Origin of the sequence: Photorhabdus sp. HUG-39 (genome assembly GCF_963878365.1) — a bacterium.
GTDB classification, from domain to species: Bacteria; Pseudomonadota; Gammaproteobacteria; order Enterobacterales; family Enterobacteriaceae; genus Photorhabdus; species Photorhabdus kayaii.
The window spans coordinates 85285-101445 of sequence record NZ_CAWNWY010000004.1 but is presented as its reverse complement, the minus strand read 5'-3'; the positions used below and the strand labels follow the sequence as shown (position 1 = coordinate 101445).

General features: G+C 41.5%; 17 protein-coding genes. 11 read left to right on the top strand and 6 right to left on the bottom strand.

The genetic code is table 11. The features are described 5' to 3' along the window. Positions 1-8: 8 nt before the first annotated feature. Both AAC155_RS04470 and gltS read left to right on the top strand, forming a co-directional pair. Entirely contained in the window at positions 9-1562 is a 1554-nt protein-coding gene (locus AAC155_RS04470) for a 4-hydroxyphenylacetate 3-hydroxylase family protein (protein WP_113041189.1), read from the top strand. Positions 1563-1940: 378 nt separating this feature from the next. After that, the gene (gltS, locus tag AAC155_RS04465) at positions 1941-3149 is read left to right on the top strand and encodes a sodium/glutamate symporter (protein WP_112895311.1); all 1209 of its coding nucleotides are present in this window, start codon (positions 1941-1943) and stop codon (positions 3147-3149) included. Positions 3150-3321: 172 nt separating this feature from the next. Here the strand turns inward: gltS and AAC155_RS04460 are convergent, their stop codons facing one another. After that, the gene (locus AAC155_RS04460) at positions 3322-4227 is read right to left on the bottom strand and encodes a LysR substrate-binding domain-containing protein (RefSeq protein ID WP_158536488.1); all 906 of its coding nucleotides are present in this window, start codon (positions 4225-4227) and stop codon (positions 3322-3324) included. A gap of 164 nt (positions 4228-4391) precedes the next feature. Here AAC155_RS04460 and AAC155_RS04455 point away from each other — a divergent pair, with 164 nt between their 5' ends. From AAC155_RS04455 to AAC155_RS04440, 4 genes are all read left to right on the top strand, one after another. Next, positions 4392-5561, top strand: coding sequence for an MFS transporter (locus AAC155_RS04455; protein ID WP_113041187.1), 1170 nt, complete (start codon positions 4392-4394; stop codon positions 5559-5561). Continuing rightward, the gene (locus tag AAC155_RS04450; protein ID WP_113041186.1) at positions 5548-6519 is read left to right on the top strand and encodes a TauD/TfdA family dioxygenase; all 972 of its coding nucleotides are present in this window, start codon (positions 5548-5550) and stop codon (positions 6517-6519) included. Before AAC155_RS04455 ends, AAC155_RS04450 begins: the two co-directional genes overlap by 14 nt. A gap of 154 nt (positions 6520-6673) precedes the next feature. Beyond that, entirely contained in the window at positions 6674-7441 is a 768-nt protein-coding gene (locus tag AAC155_RS04445; protein WP_113041185.1) for a Fic family protein, read from the top strand. 563 nt (positions 7442-8004) lie between these two features. Beyond that, positions 8005-8838 (top strand): class I SAM-dependent DNA methyltransferase, encoded by an 834-nt coding sequence (locus AAC155_RS04440; protein WP_229015582.1) that lies wholly within the window; start codon positions 8005-8007, stop codon positions 8836-8838. Between the two features lie 275 nt (positions 8839-9113). Here the strand turns inward: AAC155_RS04440 and AAC155_RS04435 are convergent, their stop codons facing one another. The 3 genes from AAC155_RS04435 to AAC155_RS04425 form a co-directional block, all read right to left on the bottom strand. After that, positions 9114-9521, bottom strand: a complete 408-nt coding sequence (locus AAC155_RS04435) for a type II toxin-antitoxin system RelE/ParE family toxin (protein ID WP_113041183.1) — start codon at positions 9519-9521, stop codon at positions 9114-9116. Positions 9522-9523: 2 nt separating this feature from the next. Further along, on the bottom strand, positions 9524-9793 hold the full coding sequence (locus AAC155_RS04430; RefSeq protein WP_011144651.1) for a type II toxin-antitoxin system Phd/YefM family antitoxin: 270 nt from the start codon (positions 9791-9793) through the stop codon (positions 9524-9526). A 279-nt stretch (positions 9794-10072) separates the two neighbouring features. Next, entirely contained in the window at positions 10073-10339 is a 267-nt protein-coding gene (locus AAC155_RS04425) for a type II toxin-antitoxin system CcdA family antitoxin (RefSeq protein ID WP_113041182.1), read from the bottom strand. A 235-nt stretch (positions 10340-10574) separates the two neighbouring features. On the opposite strand from AAC155_RS04425, the gene AAC155_RS04420 reads away from it, so the two are divergent. The 5 genes from AAC155_RS04420 to AAC155_RS04395 all read left to right on the top strand — a co-directional run bounded on the left by AAC155_RS04420 (position 10575) and on the right by AAC155_RS04395 (position 14681). Next, positions 10575-10829 (top strand): type II toxin-antitoxin system RelB/DinJ family antitoxin, encoded by a 255-nt coding sequence (locus AAC155_RS04420; RefSeq protein WP_011144653.1) that lies wholly within the window; start codon positions 10575-10577, stop codon positions 10827-10829. Beyond that, complete coding sequence (locus tag AAC155_RS04415; protein ID WP_011144654.1) at positions 10819-11109, top strand: type II toxin-antitoxin system RelE family toxin; 291 nt, start codon at positions 10819-10821, stop codon at positions 11107-11109. The genes AAC155_RS04420 and AAC155_RS04415 overlap by 11 nt, the downstream gene beginning before the upstream one ends. Positions 11110-11233: 124 nt before the next feature. Continuing rightward, on the top strand, positions 11234-11455 hold the full coding sequence (locus AAC155_RS04405) for a hypothetical protein (protein WP_146748055.1): 222 nt from the start codon (positions 11234-11236) through the stop codon (positions 11453-11455). 786 nt (positions 11456-12241) lie between these two features. After that, positions 12242-13420 carry an RCC1 domain-containing protein gene (locus AAC155_RS04400; RefSeq protein WP_229015583.1) on the top strand — a complete coding sequence of 393 codons (1179 nt, stop codon included), beginning with the start codon at positions 12242-12244 and terminating at the stop codon, positions 13418-13420. Between the two features lie 82 nt (positions 13421-13502). Next, positions 13503-14681: an RCC1 domain-containing protein gene (locus tag AAC155_RS04395; protein WP_113041181.1), complete on the top strand. Its 1179-nt coding sequence runs from the start codon at positions 13503-13505 to the stop codon at positions 14679-14681. Between the two features lie 632 nt (positions 14682-15313). Here AAC155_RS04395 and AAC155_RS04390 read toward each other — a convergent pair. Next, complete coding sequence (locus AAC155_RS04390; RefSeq protein ID WP_011144656.1) at positions 15314-15574, bottom strand: hypothetical protein; 261 nt, start codon at positions 15572-15574, stop codon at positions 15314-15316. Positions 15575-15667: 93 nt separating this feature from the next. Continuing rightward, on the bottom strand, positions 15668-15946 hold the full coding sequence (locus tag AAC155_RS04385; RefSeq protein ID WP_011144657.1) for a hypothetical protein: 279 nt from the start codon (positions 15944-15946) through the stop codon (positions 15668-15670). Between the last annotated feature and the right edge of the window lie 215 nt (positions 15947-16161).

Below are 16161 nucleotides of genomic sequence, written 5' to 3'. Positions count from 1 at the left end.
AATCTACTATGTCAGAAAATATGAAACAAAAATCGTCGGATGAAGGTAATATCCGCACAACCCGCCCACTTAATGGAAAGGAATTTCTGGATGGGCTAAATGATGGCCGGGAAGTCTGGGCTTATGGTGAACGCATTCACGATGTTGTTAACCATCCTGCTTTTCAAAATCCGGCCCGAGCTGTTGCGAAACTCTACGACGCTTTGCACGATCCTGCTTATCGTGACGTACTGACTACGGCGACAGATACGGGGAGTTGTGGTGTGACACATCCTTTTTTCCGTATACCGCGCTCACAGCAGGATTTAATTGCTGATCGTGATGCTATTGCCGCGTGGGCTCGCATGAGTTATGGCTGGTTGGGTAGAAGCCCTGATTATAAGGCTTCGTTTCTTACCTCGCTCGGCGTAAAACCGGAAATTTATGGTGATTTTGCTGATAATGCAAAAAACTGGTATATCCGTTCGCAAGAAAGCGTGTTTTACTGGAATCATTCGATTATTAATCCGCCAATAGATCGTCATTTATCACCTGATGAAATTGGGGATATTTGTATTCATGTTGAAAAAGAGTGTGATGATGGATTAATTGTCAGCGGCGCTAAAGTTGTTGCCACAGGATCGGCGATTAGTCACTACAACTTTATTGGTCATTACGGTTTACCAATAAAGAAACGGGAATTTGCGTTGGTCTTTACCTTGCCGATGAATACCCCGGGAGTGAAATTAATTTGTCGTCCCTCTTACGCCATGGCGGCTGATAAAATGGGCAGCCCTTTTGATTATCCGCTCTCGTCCCGATTTGATGAGAACGATACGATAATGATTCTGGATAAAGTGAAGGTTCCTTGGGAAAACATATTTATCTATGGAGATGTAGATAAAGTTTCGTTATTTTTTGCTGAATCGGGTTATTTTCATCGGGCTATGTTGCATGGTGTGACTCGACTGGCGGTTAAACTTGATTTTCTTTCTGGGTTACTTATTAAGGGTGTTGAAGCTACGGGTACGAAGGATTTTCGTGGCGTGCAAGCACGGGTTGGTGAAGTATTGTCATGGCGTAATATGTTTTGGGCGCTCAGTGATGCGATGATTAAATCCCCGGAGCCTTGGAGTGGAGATGCCCTATTGCCTCGATACGAGTATGGGATAGCTTATCGTTGGTTTATGACGCTGGGTTACCCGCGGGTAAAAGAAATTATTGAACAGGATCTAGGTAGTTCCTTGATTTATATTAATTCTCATGCCCGCGATTTTTCCAACCCGGAACTGTCTCCTTATCTTGATAAATACATGCGTGGCTCCAATGGTTACAGTGCAGTTGAGCGAGTCAAGCTCATGAAACTGATTTGGGACTCTATCGGTACGGAATTCGCTGGCAGGCATGAATTATACGAGCGCAATTATTCCGGCAACCACGAAGCTATCAGAATCGATGTGTTATTGGCTTCCCAAGCCACGGGCTTAGTGGATCAATTGAAAGGGTTTGCTGAGCAGTGTATGAGTGAATACGATCTCGATGGTTGGGTTGGTAACGATTTTATTTGGCCTTCCAACCGCTAGGAGATAAATCATCATCACGCACGATGATGAAATATACGTGCGTGATGAGTTGATTATGTGTAACCCGATATCAGATTTGTAGAAAGATGACTTCTCCTGAGGAAACACCAGATTAAGAGGTTCGGATGAGGTGAGCATGGTGTGAAATTCCAGACTGACAAAGAACGCATTTAATGATCGACTGCGTAAAGCAATCGTTTGCGTAAAAACTCTGTTCGTTGCCATGATTCGCCCTGGTCACATTTTTATATGTTTTAACTTGTGTTTGTTGCAGATTTTTTTTCTAATCCAGCGTTGCCTGCTTTTGGCGTTTTCTAAAGGATGAGTATAACGTCGTAATAACTTACATAATTTTAACAATATAGTTGGGGTACATAGATGTATCATCTTGATGTTTATGGCACGCTTGTGGCGTCCGCATTAGTACTATTACTTGGGCGCAAACTTGTACAATCAGTCCCATTTCTTGAAAAATACACCATTCCTGAGCCGGTCGCCGGTGGTCTGTTAGTTGCTCTGATTCTTTTAGCTGTTAAACAAACAACAGGCTGGGAAATCAACTTTGATTTATCTCTTAAAGACCCTTTGATGTTAACTTTCTTCGCCACTATCGGCTTGAATGCTAATCTTGCTAGCCTGAAAGCGGGTGGTAAGGTTCTGTTCACGTTTGTCTTCGTCGTTGTTGGCTTGTTGCTGGTTCAGAACACGGTGGGTATCGCCCTGGCTGAACTGTTAGGTCTGGACCCATTAATGGGCTTACTGGCGGGTTCTGTTACGCTGTCTGGTGGTCACGGTACGGGTGCTGCTTGGGGTAAACTGTTTAGTGAGCGTTATGGTTTTGAAAATGCAACAGAAGTGGCAATGGCTTGTGCGACTTTCGGTTTAGTACTGGGTGGTTTGATTGGTGGACCGGTTGCCCGTTTTCTGGTGAGAAACACAAAAACCCCGGGGCTAAGGGCCGATGATACCGAAGTGCCAACGGCATTTGAAAAACCTTATACCGGGCGGATGATCACAGCACTGGTGATGCTGGAAACGATCGCCTTGATCGCTATCTGTCTGATGGCAGGTAATTTTGTATCTGAACTTCTGCAAGGTACATGGTTTGAATTACCGACGTTCGTCTGTGTGTTATTTATCGGGGTTATCCTCAGTAACAGTCTGTCGGTGTTAGGTTTCTACCGGGTCTTTGACCGAGCGGTTTCTGTATTGGGTAACGTGAGTCTTTCCCTGTTTCTGGCAATGGCATTAATGAGCCTGAAATTGTGGCAGATGGCATCGCTGGCATTACCCATGCTGGTCATTCTCACCATCCAAGCCATCGTCATGGCGTTGTATGCGATTTTTGTCACTTATCGGGTGATGGGTAAAAACTATGATGCTGCGGTGCTGGCGGCGGGTCACTGTGGTTTCGGTTTAGGGGCGACACCTACCGCCATTGCGAACATGCAGGCGATTACCGATCGCTTCGGGCCATCCCATGTGGCGTTTCTGGTGGTGCCGATGGTCGGGGCATTCTTTATCGATATCGTTAATGCGATTGTGATTAAACTCTATTTGCTGTTACCCGTTTTCCCGGCGGTGTAGGGATAAATTAGCAAGATCCTGCGCCAGCTATGCAGTTGGCGCAGTATTGTTGTTGTGTTCTGCTGTAATGCATAATTCAAATTTTCCACTACTGTTCAATTTTGTTACTAATGTAATTGGGGATATAACTATTAATGGTAGTAGGGGAAATATTTTTGCAGAATATTTAACTTTATTTCTGTTGTTTTTCTGAATTTATCGCCAATTTTCGGAATATTTTGTCTAAATGTTCTGCCAAAGAATTTCCCTGTACACTGACGAGCATTAAGGATTGTGTTGCTCCTGTTTCCAGAAGAGGAATCGCTACCAAGCCGTGAGCAATTTTCGCTACACTGGCAGGTAGGATTGCTACACCAAGGTTAGCGGAAACAAAGCAAATCATATTGGCAATATTGGGCACTTCAAGAAAATGAGATAGTGAAAAGCCCGTTTTTTCTGATAATGACTCTATTTGGCGCCGTAAAAAAGTCCTGTGACTGGCTGGTTGTAAAAGCAATCGTTCTCCTTGTAGTTCATGAAGTTTAATTCCTTTTGCAGAGGCTAGAAAGTGCCCCTCAGGTAGTAGCACATAAAGTGGTTCCATTCCTAAATAAAGAATCCTTAACCCTTTAACCGATTCATTACTTAAATCAGCTCTAAGTATTGCTGCATCGAGATTCCTTGAGCGTAAAGCGGTCAAATGCGTAAATGCATTACCTTCGCAGAGCTGTAATTCAAGCTTGGGACGTTCCTTCAGCAAAACAGATAAAGCAGAGGTTAAAGCAGATGAAAAGATTGAACTGGCAGAATATCCGATGCGCAAGATACCGATTTCTCCGGTTTCTGCCTGTCTGACTCTATTGATGCTATGTTGGGCTGTCGCCAAAACTCTTAAGGCCTCATCTAAAAAGACTTCGCCCGCTTTGGTTAGTTGGACGCCATGAGTATTTCGGTGAAACAACTTCACATTCAAAGAAGATTCAAGAGATTTAATACTTTGGCTTAAAGGGGGTTGTGTAATGTGTAAGCGTTCCGCTGCGCGCCGGAAATTCAAAGTTTCTGCTACGGCAATAAAATAGCGTAATTGTTTAAGCTCCAACACTTAATTCCTCTGATTTGGTGTGAAAGTAAATTTACCTTGTATTTGATTTCATGTTCACTCTTATGTTTTGGCTATCACCGTGAGTGAATATTAGACTTTCCCGTTTCTAATGATCTTATATAGATTATTCTCATCATTAATTTCATTCTCTTCAATAAGTTATGAGATTGTTTCTGTTCATTTGTTCGACGGCTGCTTTTTTTAATCTATACCAGCTTCAAGCTCTATATCCGTGGCTGACTGCAAGATTTGGTGTCATGCCAACGACAGCAGGATGGTTAAATATGGCTAGTTTGTTGGGAATGATGATGACAGCACCTTTTGTGAGCCAATGGGTATGGAAATTTGGTACAGCATATGCCCTCAAAGCTGGATTGTGTGGTCTTATTTTACTAAATTTATGTATTGGTTTTAGTGACTCAATACAACAACTTTTTATAATCCGCATTATGCAAGGTTTCATTGTACCCGCTGTATTAACAGCTAGTATGGTTCTCATCAGTCAAACTGAAAGTGAGCATAAACGTACTCATGTTGTGAGTTGTTATGTCGCAGGGACAGTGTTAGGCAGTACTCTGAGTCGATTTTATCCTGCTATTGCTACAGATGTGGTGGGATGGACACTGGGGTTTTTTACCTGTGCTTTCTGGCTTACATTGGCGCTTATACTGGTTATTCATAGATTGGGGCACGTCTCTGTTACCTCTGAAGACAATACTAATCCGCCAGAGTATGTTCTGCGCTCTATTTTTCCGCTTGTAATAAAAGAAAAATGGTTACTGATCGCCTTGTTATCTGGATTTGGTCTGCTATTTACTCAAAGCGCTATTTTTACGGCTTTAGGATTACGTCTTGCTGCCACTCCTTTTAATCAGCAACCTACACATATCGGATTGATTTATTTGGCCTGTTTACCAGCCCTGATAGTGATATTACTGAGTCCGTATCTGCACAGAAAATACAGCCAAAGTGTACTGGTAATAGGAGCAGGTATATTGCTGTGGGCATCTATTGTCATGATGGGGTATTCAATCGTTGTTGTCCTGTCAGGAGTCATTATTTTTGCAATATGTACCTATTTTATACAAACATTGACGACCAGACTTGTCAGTCAGGTCCATTATATTCCTGTCACTTTTGCCAGTGGACTTTATCTGAGTTGTTACTACGGTGGTGGCGCTTTAGGAGCGATTTTTTCAGGTTATGCTTTTTATCAATCAGGCTGGTATGGAGTGATGAAGTTCTTAGCTATCGTTCACCTGATTATCATTTTGGTACTTTTTTTGTTTATCCATCTGCGAAAGGAAATCCATCCTAATGTGCACCCTTAATCTTGACCATTCCTATCCTCCCTCGATAGGCTATCTTATCAAAGACATTGATATCCTGGAAGTTCACGATTTTTCAGCAATTGATTGGGAAAATATACTTAGCCAAATGAATCATTTGGGCAGGAACCAGTGGCTATCCAGAGCAGAACTAAATGAAAACCTACTCACTGAATCGTTTAGAATAAATCTGTTTAATAAAATTCCAATGCTTTGGGAGATCGAAAAAACATTAAGAAATGCGGCCTTACAGGGGTATCATATTATTCACATCAGACAGTTAGGATTAGCAGGAAAGTCGGCGGATGAGCAGGCTATCTGCTTTTACGTTATTGCTTTAATGATAGGTTTTCCTTTAGCGGCAAATAAAGTTACGGGACAAGTTGTTTGGGATATCAGAAAGCAGATGAATAATGATGCTCTGTATCAAACTTTTTCAGAAGGGTCGGATGAAGCAACCTATCATACCGATACCGCCTTTTATAATGAACCGGTTAAATATTTTGGTTTATATTGCCGAAAATCCGCTTCTTGCGGCGGTGGGGTTAATCGTTTTTGCAATGCGCTGGCGCTGCGAGATAAGCTCTCTAGAGAGCCTAATACATCATGGATGATTAAGTTGATGACAGAGCGCACCGCTATATTTCAAGTCCCTACCTCGTTCACGAAAAGTGGTGGTATCGAAACCATTGAAGCTAAGGTTTTTGGTTACAAAACTCCCGTCCGCTTAAGACTGGATTCTATTGAAAGTGGATTTGAGATAAAAAATGACCTTTCTGGTATTGCTTTGACCACTGCTATTCGCGAGTTTCTAAGGCATGTTGATAAGCCTGATAATCATATAGAAATGCAGCTTGAGGAAGACAGCGCGATCTTTGTGAATAATCATGAATTATTACACTATCGCAGTAGCTTTATTGATTATCAACGGCATTTAATGAGAATTTGGATAAAAGTGTAAGTTGTTAACGAATATCTGGGTTTGCCGGATTGACACAGAGACTTATTTAATCTGTGATTACATCTTTCAAGTGGGAGATTTTATCATGTTAACTCTAGAGTGGAGCAACTTTAGAGTTCCTCACATTCAAGATTGTGAAATAGAATGAACAACGATGAAGCTTTTTAACGCTCTGGGGTTTAGTTGGGACCGATCTTCGGTTCCTCTTATTGTTCCGATCTATTCTATTGAGCGGGTATGCTTCCGTTTTCACCGGATGCTACCAGAATTTGTTTGGGATGCTAGCGTTCTTGAAGGTAATCCTTTTACTTTCCCCGAAGTGAAAACATTATTGGATGGTGTAACCGTCGGTGGTAGGAAGGTTTCTGATCAGGAGCAAGTACTGAATCTTGCAGAAAGTTCCAAGCGCTTGTTATCTCTGGTGAAAAAAGGTCAATTTGAGTTGACCAAGGCTATGTTTACTGAACTTCATAGCATAGTTGCTCGCAATGAAGCCTTGGAATGGGGAATATTCCGTGGAGAAGGGCGGGAGACCAACTACACCCCAGATGTTAGTTTGGGTGAGTGTGGGCGGCATATTCCGTTACCTACCGCATCAGGCGCTCCAGAATTGAACCGCATTTTTCAAGCCGGTATGGCGGTATTGGATGAATGTCCGCCTTTTGAAAAGGGAATTGCATTCTTCCTTTTTGGTGCGTTACAGCAATTCTTTTTTGACGGTAATAAACGTACTTCCCGTTTCATGATGAATGGTATTTTGATGTCAAACGGTATAGACGCCATCAGCGTGCCTGCGGCGAAAATACATGAGTTCAACGAAAAGATGGTACGCTTCTACCTGAGCAAAGATGCCACTGAAATGATGGCATTCCTTGTGGACTGTCACCCGGAAGCAGAGCAAATTCGAGCAGCGAATAGATGAAATAATATTGGCAACCGGACAGGAGTAGTCATTCTGATAATAATACTTCTATCGCCTCTACCTATGTGACTGGGGTGAGTGCAGCCAACAAAGAGGCAACTTGAAAGATAACGGGTATATAAGTACCGAAGGTGAGGGAGGATGTCAAATAAAGGCATAACGACGGATCATTGGTATTTTTCTATTGTTCAAACGACATAATTATTATAAGAATAATAGTTTCCAAAAAACATATCATAGGTGTTTTATATTTATTTTCTCCTCATATTTATCCGAAAATTAACCAATATTAAAAAATTATATCTAATTCATCACTAACATATTAATATAAATAACGTTTCATGATTCTGCCACGCGCGAATTTACTAACCTATTGTTATAGGTGAAATTATGAGTGATGTAAGATGTGGCGCTATTTTGGAATCTTATTTATAACAAGAGAAAAACTTTCAGTAATTATTAATTCGTACTAAATAATATATTTCTTCGATAAATATACCCTATGGATTTCAAGATGCATCGCGACGGCAAGGGAGTGAATCCCCGGGAGCATAGGTAACTATGTGACCGGGGTGAGCGAGTGCCGCCAACAAAGAGGCAACTTGAAAGATGACGGGTATAAAGTATTTTGGCCTTTAGCTAAGGATAACAACATGAAAGATAACACTTTATATGGCCCTATTGCACATCTTTACGAGAGCTTTTCAGATGCTACTGACCATATCAAAGTAGAAATCAGAACTATCTTCAACCTGGCAGGAGATATACACGGGAAATCAGTGTTAGATTTAGCCTGTGGATATGGTCTCTTTAGTCGAGAATACAAAAATCGTGGTGCGTCAAAAGTCATTGGAGTCGATATATCAGAAAACATGATAGCGATTGCGAAAAGCAAATCACAACAATACGGTGACGATATCGAATTTCACGTAAGAAATATCTGCAAGATGGAGTCGGAGTCATTTGGCAAGTTTGACATAGTTAATGCAGCCTGGTTATTTTGCCATGCAGAATCTCTTGAAGACCTTGAAACTATGTTCCGTGTCATTGCCGCTCATCTCAAGCCTGCCGGTAAATTAATTGCGTATACCTTTGAACCTGATTATCGATTAGAGAAAGGGAATTATGAGAATTATTGTATAAAAATTCTGAGTGAAGAGCCGGTGAAAGACACCACTCTCGTGAAAGCTGAATTTCTTACCACACCACCCAGCCCTTTCACTATGTATCGTTGGAGTCGTGAACAATATCAAACAGCGATCCAAAAGGCGGGGTTCAAACAATTTAAATGGCAAAAACCCATGCTGTTAGAAAGCGATGTTGAGGCTCATCCCCCAGGTTTTTGGGATGATTTCCAACGAAATTGTCTTGATACAGCTCTTGTTTGTCAGATTTAACCAGATAATCCCCAAGATCCACTCTCTTTCCTATACCAATCCCCCGGTGAAAATCGAGGGATTTTTTTGAATTTCCTTCGTCCTGCAAAACAACTTTTCCTGACCTCCAGCCGGGATTTTGGTGAGAACCGGATGAAATAGTTCGACAACTCAGGTTTCTGAGGAAAACGGCGCTCGGGTAACTCACTCAAGCATCTGATACAAAAGTTTAGCTGCTTATTTTATTGCGAATTAAATAAAGTATCCCACGTTTTATGCTCTTCATTATATACCCGTCATCTTTCAAGTTGCCTCTTTGTTGGCTGCACTCGCTCACCCCGGTCACATAGTTCTCTATGCTCCCGGGGATTTGCTCCCTTGCCGTCGCGATGCATCTTGAAATCCATAGGGTATAGATGATTATGTGGATCTTGCGTTTGATGCAATACCGCCAACACTTCAATACCCGTCGGAACTTCCCGGTAGTAAATAATGTGGCTCTCTACGGGGAAACTTAGCACACCAAAATAAAGATCCTCACTGCGATCACGACCGGGGGATGGGTGACGATCAAGAATTTCCGTCATAGTCACACGTAACGAAGTTGAATAAGCTTCCGCAACATTCGCCCCCCATCGGCGCATAGAATAGAGTTTGATTGCACGAATATGTTCTCTGGCTTTCTTAGTAAACCGGACACTCATCCTTAAGCCCTACCCTCAAGTTCATCAACTGTCAACGGTGCAAATACATCATCAATACTGTGCAATTCGCCACGATCAGCTTGTGCAATAGATTCAGCCAGAACGGCTTTTAAATTCTGTAACTTGAGCTGTGCGAACTGATCATACTCTTCGGGAGAGATAACCACGGCCACACGTTTACCATGCTTACTAATTTCTACAGGTTCACGCTGAACTTTCATAAGCAGATCACCAAACTGGTTCTTAGCTAGTTGTGCGGGAATAATTTCCATACATCACCTTCCGTCTAAAATGGCTCGAATAGCTATTATAGCTAAAAGTGCATGGAGCTACCAATAATTAAAATAGCCAACCGCCAACCAAGATGACTTTTGGGTATCTTTTGCTCTTAACGCGTCTATTTGAGGCAATTCTTTGCTACCGTTGTCACTGACTTTGTAATATTGTCCGTGAATTATAATCGTCTAATAGGTCATTCTGAATGTCGATAATGAAAGGGTATTACTCCCTCGATTTAGGGGATTTATTGCGGTAAACAGCATACTGAGCCATCAAATAACCCCGTATTCATCATCATCGGTAAATAGCCCTGCACCACGCTCAAATTCATTGAAAGCGTGGATACCGGCTTTGTTTTCAGTTTTCCATAGCTGTCTTCTTTTCTCACGAACAACATCGGACAACATTTTGTCTAGTGTCGCTGATAAGTTGATCCCTAAATCACGGGCTTCATCTACCACTTTAGCGGTCAAATACACATTTGTACTACGTTTACCGGATTGTTTTCGTTCTACGGTTGAGACGCATTGTCTTTTCATCAGATACCTCATCTATGCGCATATACCTTATAGATTTCAAGATGCATCGCGACGGCAAGGGAGCAAATCCCCGGGAGCATAGAGAACTATGTGACCGGGGTGAGCGAGTGCAGCCAACAAAGAGGCAACTTGAAAGATGACGGGTATATACTCCACTTATAGCAAAAAATTTTTATTGCATTACAAATGTTATGCAATAGAATGTAATACAAATGTCATTACAGGAGATAACGTTATGAGTACTATTCAGATCAGAGTTGATGAAGAACTTAAAAAAAGTGCGTATCAGACATTTGAGAAACTGAACTTATCGCCATCTGATGCGCTACGTCTCTTTCTGCGATATGTTGTGGAGAATGAAAAGCTGCCGTTCACTGAAGTTTCCGTTATGGTGGCAGATCATGATGAAGATGCAGACATCTTAGCAGTGGTACGTGACCGTCTTAAAAATCCCGCTAGACGTATCAGGGTAAACCTTGATGATATTTAATATCGATTTCGATGAACGAGCCCTGAAAGAGTGGTACAAACTGGATCAGAGCATACGCGACCAATTTAAAAAGAAGCTACGGAAGTTACAGAACAATCCCTATATTGATTCAGCCAGATTACACGGTAATCTGGCTGGCTGCTTTAAAATTAAACTCCGTTCTTCAGGCTTTCGTCTGGTTTACCAAGTGATAGAAGAAGAGATCGTAATATTGGTGATCGCTGTTGGTAAACGGGAAGATGCGAAAACTTATGAAATAGCTTGTAAACGAATTGTATAATAAATATACCGCAATGAAATCGCCCTAACGCTGGGTGATAAGATTGAGGGTTTCTGTCTGGCAATGCAGAGCGTCCAGCGTGATGATATTCCAATAAAGTAAAAATAATTCAATGAGTTGTCTGGTGTCTGGTTCTTCTTTACCTTTGTTTTACGATAAAAAAGTCATTATCCGCTTACTTTCGCCTTTACTGATGAGGAGTGTCTCAACAACATATACCCAATGGATTTCAAGATGGATCGCGGCGGCAAGGGAGCGAATCCCCGGGAGCATAGATAACTATGTGACCGGGGTGAGAGAGTGCAGCCAACAAAGAAGCAACTTGAAAGATGACGGGTATAAATGAGCGTCAATTTACCCGCGCCATTTGGTTCCACAATGATTATCAATTAGTTTCCGAGAAACTTCGTCATTCAGGACTTAAAGCACATAGTGAATATGATTAGTTAATCTATTAAGTGTTATTTTGTTATTGCCGGCCATTAACCAATGACTGAGAAAAATATAATAATTCAACCTATGGAGTATTCACTTTAAATTTTATCACTCCCGCTCTCTACGAAATAGTTTTTAATGTAAATCCTAAAGAAACAAAGTAACTCATTTCTTTATAAATAGAAAATATATTGCGCCCCTTTTGGTGATTTTTATTCTTTGCTTTACAGTTAATACTTAGTAGATTAAGTTACATGTTTGCGTATTAATAAAAGTAGCAGTAAAGATGTACATCCCCTCTAAATTCTGTTGCCCAAGTCTCATAATTTTAATTTTTACGCTTTATCGATAAAAAATAATCTAAAACCAACTACCAAAAAATCAATTTGGTATTAATCTATAGTTATCAGTCGATAATTTTTTTCTATTATCTTCTTCATCAAAGAATAGCTAGTATCAAATTGCAGTAGAAATTCAGCTTAACCCGCAAGGGATAGGTTTTATGGCATAGATTCCCCTGTGGGTAAGAAGGTTAATCCGATATCACCATCATTAGGAGAATAATATGAATCAAAATAACGAGCCCTCACCAAGCATGGATGCCGAAGGTAATCCTATCAAGCAATATTGGTAACCGGACCGAAATAGCTCCTCTGAGAATAATACTTCCATCGTCTCTAATAACGAGTCAACCGCCATGTTATTGCCTACCGGCAGAGTGATCGCTTGGGGAAATGATTATAGTAGCCAAATCCCGCCTGACATTGCCGAATTGCAGGATATCGTCAGTATCAGTGCAACAAGTGAGGCTTTCGCGGCTCTGCGAAAAAACCGTAGCGTGGTCACTTGGGGGAACGAGGATAAAGGTGGTCAAATTCCACCAGAAATTGCCAAATTGCAGGATATTGTCAGCTTGAAGGCAACAGATTCTGCTTTTGCGGCCCTGCGAGTAAACGGTAGTGTGGTTGCCTGGGGCGATGAGAATTTCGGCGGTCAGGTTCCACCAGAAATCGCCAAATTGCAGGATATTGTTAGCTTGAGTACAACAGGCTCCGCTTTCGCGGCTCTACGGGAAAACAGTAGTGTCGTCGCTTGGGGAGATGAATATTCTGGCGGTCGGATACCGCCTGAGATTGCAGAGCGGCAAGATATTGTCAGCCTGAGTTCAACAGTAAACGCATTTGCCGCCTTGCGGGCAAATCGGAGCGTGGTCGCCTGGGGACTTGAGAATTGGGGCGGGCAGGTTTCGCCAGAAATTGCCCAGTTGCAGGATGTTGTCAGCCTGAGTGCAACAGATTCTGCTTTCGTCGCCTTGCGGTCAAACCGCAGTGTAGTTGCCTGGGGCTTCAAAAATTCGGGCGACCAGGTTCCGCCTGAAATTGCTAACTTGCAGGATATTGTCAGTATCAGTGCAACAGGAACTGCATTTGCAGCCCTACGGGCAAATCACAGTGTCGTCGCTTGGGGAAGCAAATATTCGGGTGGCAGTGTTCCGCCCGAAATTGCCAAATTACAGGATATCGTCAGTCTGAGCACAACATATGGTGCTTTCGCGGCCTTGCGGGCAAACCGCAGTGTAGTTGTCTGGGGAGGCAATGGTATTTCAGCTCCGCCCGAAATTGCCCAATTGCAAGATATTATCAGTATCAGTGCGACAGAAACCGCGTTTGCCGCCCTACGGGCGAATGGTAGCGTCGTTGCTTGGGGATATGGCAGTTATCAAGGCAACCAAATTCCAGCCGGGATAGCCCGATTACAAGATGTCGTCAGCCTAAGTGCGTCAAGAAGCTCATTCTCTGTATTGCGGGCCAATGGTCGGAAAGTAGCTTGGGGCTCTGCTTACGACAATAACTTGCATCATGAATATGAAAATTAATTAACCCATTGGGCAAAGGTCTTACGGTACAAACCTCTTGTGGGTAAGGTAAATCCAATATGACCTTATTTAGGAGAATAAAATGAACCAAAATGACGATTTCTCACTAAACGGGGATACTCTCATATACCAGCCGTATTATTATGGAGTGACAATAGATAATTATTCTAGACGTAGTACTCCCATTATATCTAATGCGATAACAACCGTGATGTTATTGCAAAATGGCAGCATGATCTCTTGGGGAGGTAATGGAACCAAAGTGCCACCCGAAATTGCCAAATTACAGGATATTGTTAGTATAAGTGTAACACGTTATGCTTTTGCAGCTTTGAGAGCTAACCATAGCGTGGTTGTCTGGGGCCATGAGGATTACGGCGGCCAGATTCCACCAGAAATTGCTCAATTGCAGGATATTGTTAGTATAAGTGCAACATCAGGCGCATTCGCTGCCCTACGTTCAAACCGTAGTGTAGTCGCTTGGGGGATACAGTCCGGCGGTCAACTCCCACCAACAATTGCTAAGTTGCAGGATATTGTCAGCCTAAGTGCAGCAGGAGGTGCTTTCGCAGCCCTACGAGCAAATCGCAGTGTGGTTGCTTGGGCTGGTGACTGGTGTCCAGGAAACGGTGGTGAAGTTCCCCCTGAAATTGCCAGATTACAGGATATTGTCAGCCTGAGCGCAACAGATTCTGCATTCGCAGCCCTGCGGGCAAATCGTAGTGTAGTTGCTTGGGGGAGAGCTGGTGAGGGTGGATTAATTCCGCCCGAAGTCGCTAAATTGAAAGATATTGTTAGCCTGAGTGCAACAAACGGTAGTTTCGCCGCCCTACGGGCAAACCGCAGCGTAGTATCTTGGGGGGTTGCCCATGTTCCACCTGAAATTGCTCAACTGAATGATATTGTCAGCCTGAGTGCAACAGATTTTGCTGCATTCGCAGGCTTGCGAGCAGACGGTAGCGTGGTCTGCTGGGGAGGGAGAGAAGGCGGTATCCCATCCGAAATCGCCAAATTGAAGGATCTTGTTAGCTTGAGTCCAGCAGGTAATTGTGCTTTCGCAGCCTTACGGGCAAACGGTAGCGTGGTCGCTTGGGGACTCCAAGGCTTGAATGTCCAAGTCCCCCCCGGAATAGCCCGATTACAAGATATTGTCAGCCTGAGTTCATCTGGACGTTCATTCTCAGTCCTACGGGAGAATGGAGAAAGATTAGCTTGGGATGTTGGTAACGATAATATAGTACACAGTGAATATGATGATTAATCCATTGTCATTATAAATTACTAAAAAACACTAAAACCAAGGCTGAGCCGTAATATATCGGTTCAGCCTATCGTTTATTCCATTTGAAATATTAGCTCTCCCGCTCTTGTTATTACCAAACTAACTCACTTTTTTATAAACAGAAAAAATATTACGCCATCCTTGGCGATTTTTATTATTTGCTTTGCTATTAATGCTTAGTAAATTAAGTTACATGTTCACGTATTAATAAGAACATCCATAAAGATGTACATCTTTATTAAATTATTCTGCTCAAGCCTCATAATTTTAATTTTACTCATTATCGATAAAAATAATCTAAAACCAACTACCAAAAAATCAATTTAGTATTAACCTATAGGTATCAGTCGATAACTTTTTTCTATTATCTGATTCATCAAATATTGGTGCTAAACACCCAGTCTGGAAATTCTGTCAGCGGAAGTTGATAAAACAACTGATTAATTATAAAGAGGCTGGAAATATCTTTATCAATCAAGCAGAAAAACAAGCATTAGGGGAGAAAGTAGCAAACCGTTGAATATAAATAGCTCAGGAATGGAGATTCCATTCCTGATTATGGTGATTTAATTTTGTCTAACACTCAATTAAATCGGATGACAAGCTCTCATTTATTTCTCTTGATGAGATATATTGGTGCCGCTATCTTGTACATAATCATCAAAAATAATAATAAAACTGTTATGAGAAGCAGAATATGATTTTTCAATACCTTTCTGTATGACTGACAATATAAAACCATGCGTATCGGAGAGATCCCACACCTTGACATCTTCACAATCAAGAGCTAAATATTCCTCTCTACCTTCCTCTCCACATTTATTAACCGAAACTTTAACCGGTTCAGTTGAGAGATTTTTAACATAAATCATAAATCCTCCACTATATCAATAATGAATATTTTTATTAAATTCAATGATGTAAGAAAAATTAAATTAAAAAAACTAGTGCGATAATAAAATTTTTTAGACAGCTGGTATCGAATATAAGGAGTCTATCCGGCTACCGTTATTTTCAACATAGCTAGTATAAATAATTATGTAGCCATTTGATTTTATTGAATACAACATTGTGGCACTATCTTTACGTGCTAATGACATTAAATAACCGCGCTTATCTGATCTACCCCATTGAGCCACCTCTCCTGGAGGAATATCAATATATTCATCATCACCTTCGTCACTACTCCATTTACTAATTGCAACTTTAACCACATTATCTGAAATATTTTTGGCATAAATCATATTAAATTCTCCATTATATCAACGTAGATTTATTTAGCTCTGATTTAAAAACATCCTAACACGTACCATAATGAAATATAAGTATAGATAAGAAAACCAATAAAACTACTATTATTTGCGTGACCTCCATCAAGGTTTTATAATTCGAAAAGGAAATATTTAAAATTACATTCATTGGGTTAATAGAAATATTTACTATTTAAGCTTAGTAACTC

What these genes read in the sequence shown, in the direction of transcription:
- AAC155_RS04455 (WP_113041187.1), top strand. Translation starts at nt 4,392, where the DNA reads ATGAGATTGTTTCTGTTCATTTGTTCGACGGCTGCTTTTTTTAATCTA.
- AAC155_RS04435 (WP_113041183.1), bottom strand. Translation starts at nt 9,521, where the DNA reads ATGAGTGTCCGGTTTACTAAGAAAGCCAGAGAACATATTCGTGCAATC.
- AAC155_RS04425 (WP_113041182.1), bottom strand. Translation starts at nt 10,339, where the DNA reads ATGAAAAGACAATGCGTCTCAACCGTAGAACGAAAACAATCCGGTAAA.
- AAC155_RS04415 (WP_011144654.1), top strand. Translation starts at nt 10,819, where the DNA reads ATGATATTTAATATCGATTTCGATGAACGAGCCCTGAAAGAGTGGTAC.
- AAC155_RS04430 (WP_011144651.1), bottom strand. Translation starts at nt 9,793, where the DNA reads ATGGAAATTATTCCCGCACAACTAGCTAAGAACCAGTTTGGTGATCTG.
- AAC155_RS04450 (WP_113041186.1), top strand. Translation starts at nt 5,548, where the DNA reads ATGTGCACCCTTAATCTTGACCATTCCTATCCTCCCTCGATAGGCTAT.
- AAC155_RS04400 (WP_229015583.1), top strand. Translation starts at nt 12,242, where the DNA reads ATGTTATTGCCTACCGGCAGAGTGATCGCTTGGGGAAATGATTATAGT.
- AAC155_RS04395 (WP_113041181.1), top strand. Translation starts at nt 13,503, where the DNA reads ATGAACCAAAATGACGATTTCTCACTAAACGGGGATACTCTCATATAC.
- AAC155_RS04420 (WP_011144653.1), top strand. Translation starts at nt 10,575, where the DNA reads ATGAGTACTATTCAGATCAGAGTTGATGAAGAACTTAAAAAAAGTGCG.
- AAC155_RS04470 (WP_113041189.1), top strand. Translation starts at nt 9, where the DNA reads ATGTCAGAAAATATGAAACAAAAATCGTCGGATGAAGGTAATATCCGC.
- AAC155_RS04390 (WP_011144656.1), bottom strand. Translation starts at nt 15,574, where the DNA reads ATGATTTATGTTAAAAATCTCTCAACTGAACCGGTTAAAGTTTCGGTT.
- gltS (WP_112895311.1), top strand. Translation starts at nt 1,941, where the DNA reads ATGTATCATCTTGATGTTTATGGCACGCTTGTGGCGTCCGCATTAGTA.
- AAC155_RS04445 (WP_113041185.1), top strand. Translation starts at nt 6,674, where the DNA reads ATGAAGCTTTTTAACGCTCTGGGGTTTAGTTGGGACCGATCTTCGGTT.
- AAC155_RS04385 (WP_011144657.1), bottom strand. Translation starts at nt 15,946, where the DNA reads ATGATTTATGCCAAAAATATTTCAGATAATGTGGTTAAAGTTGCAATT.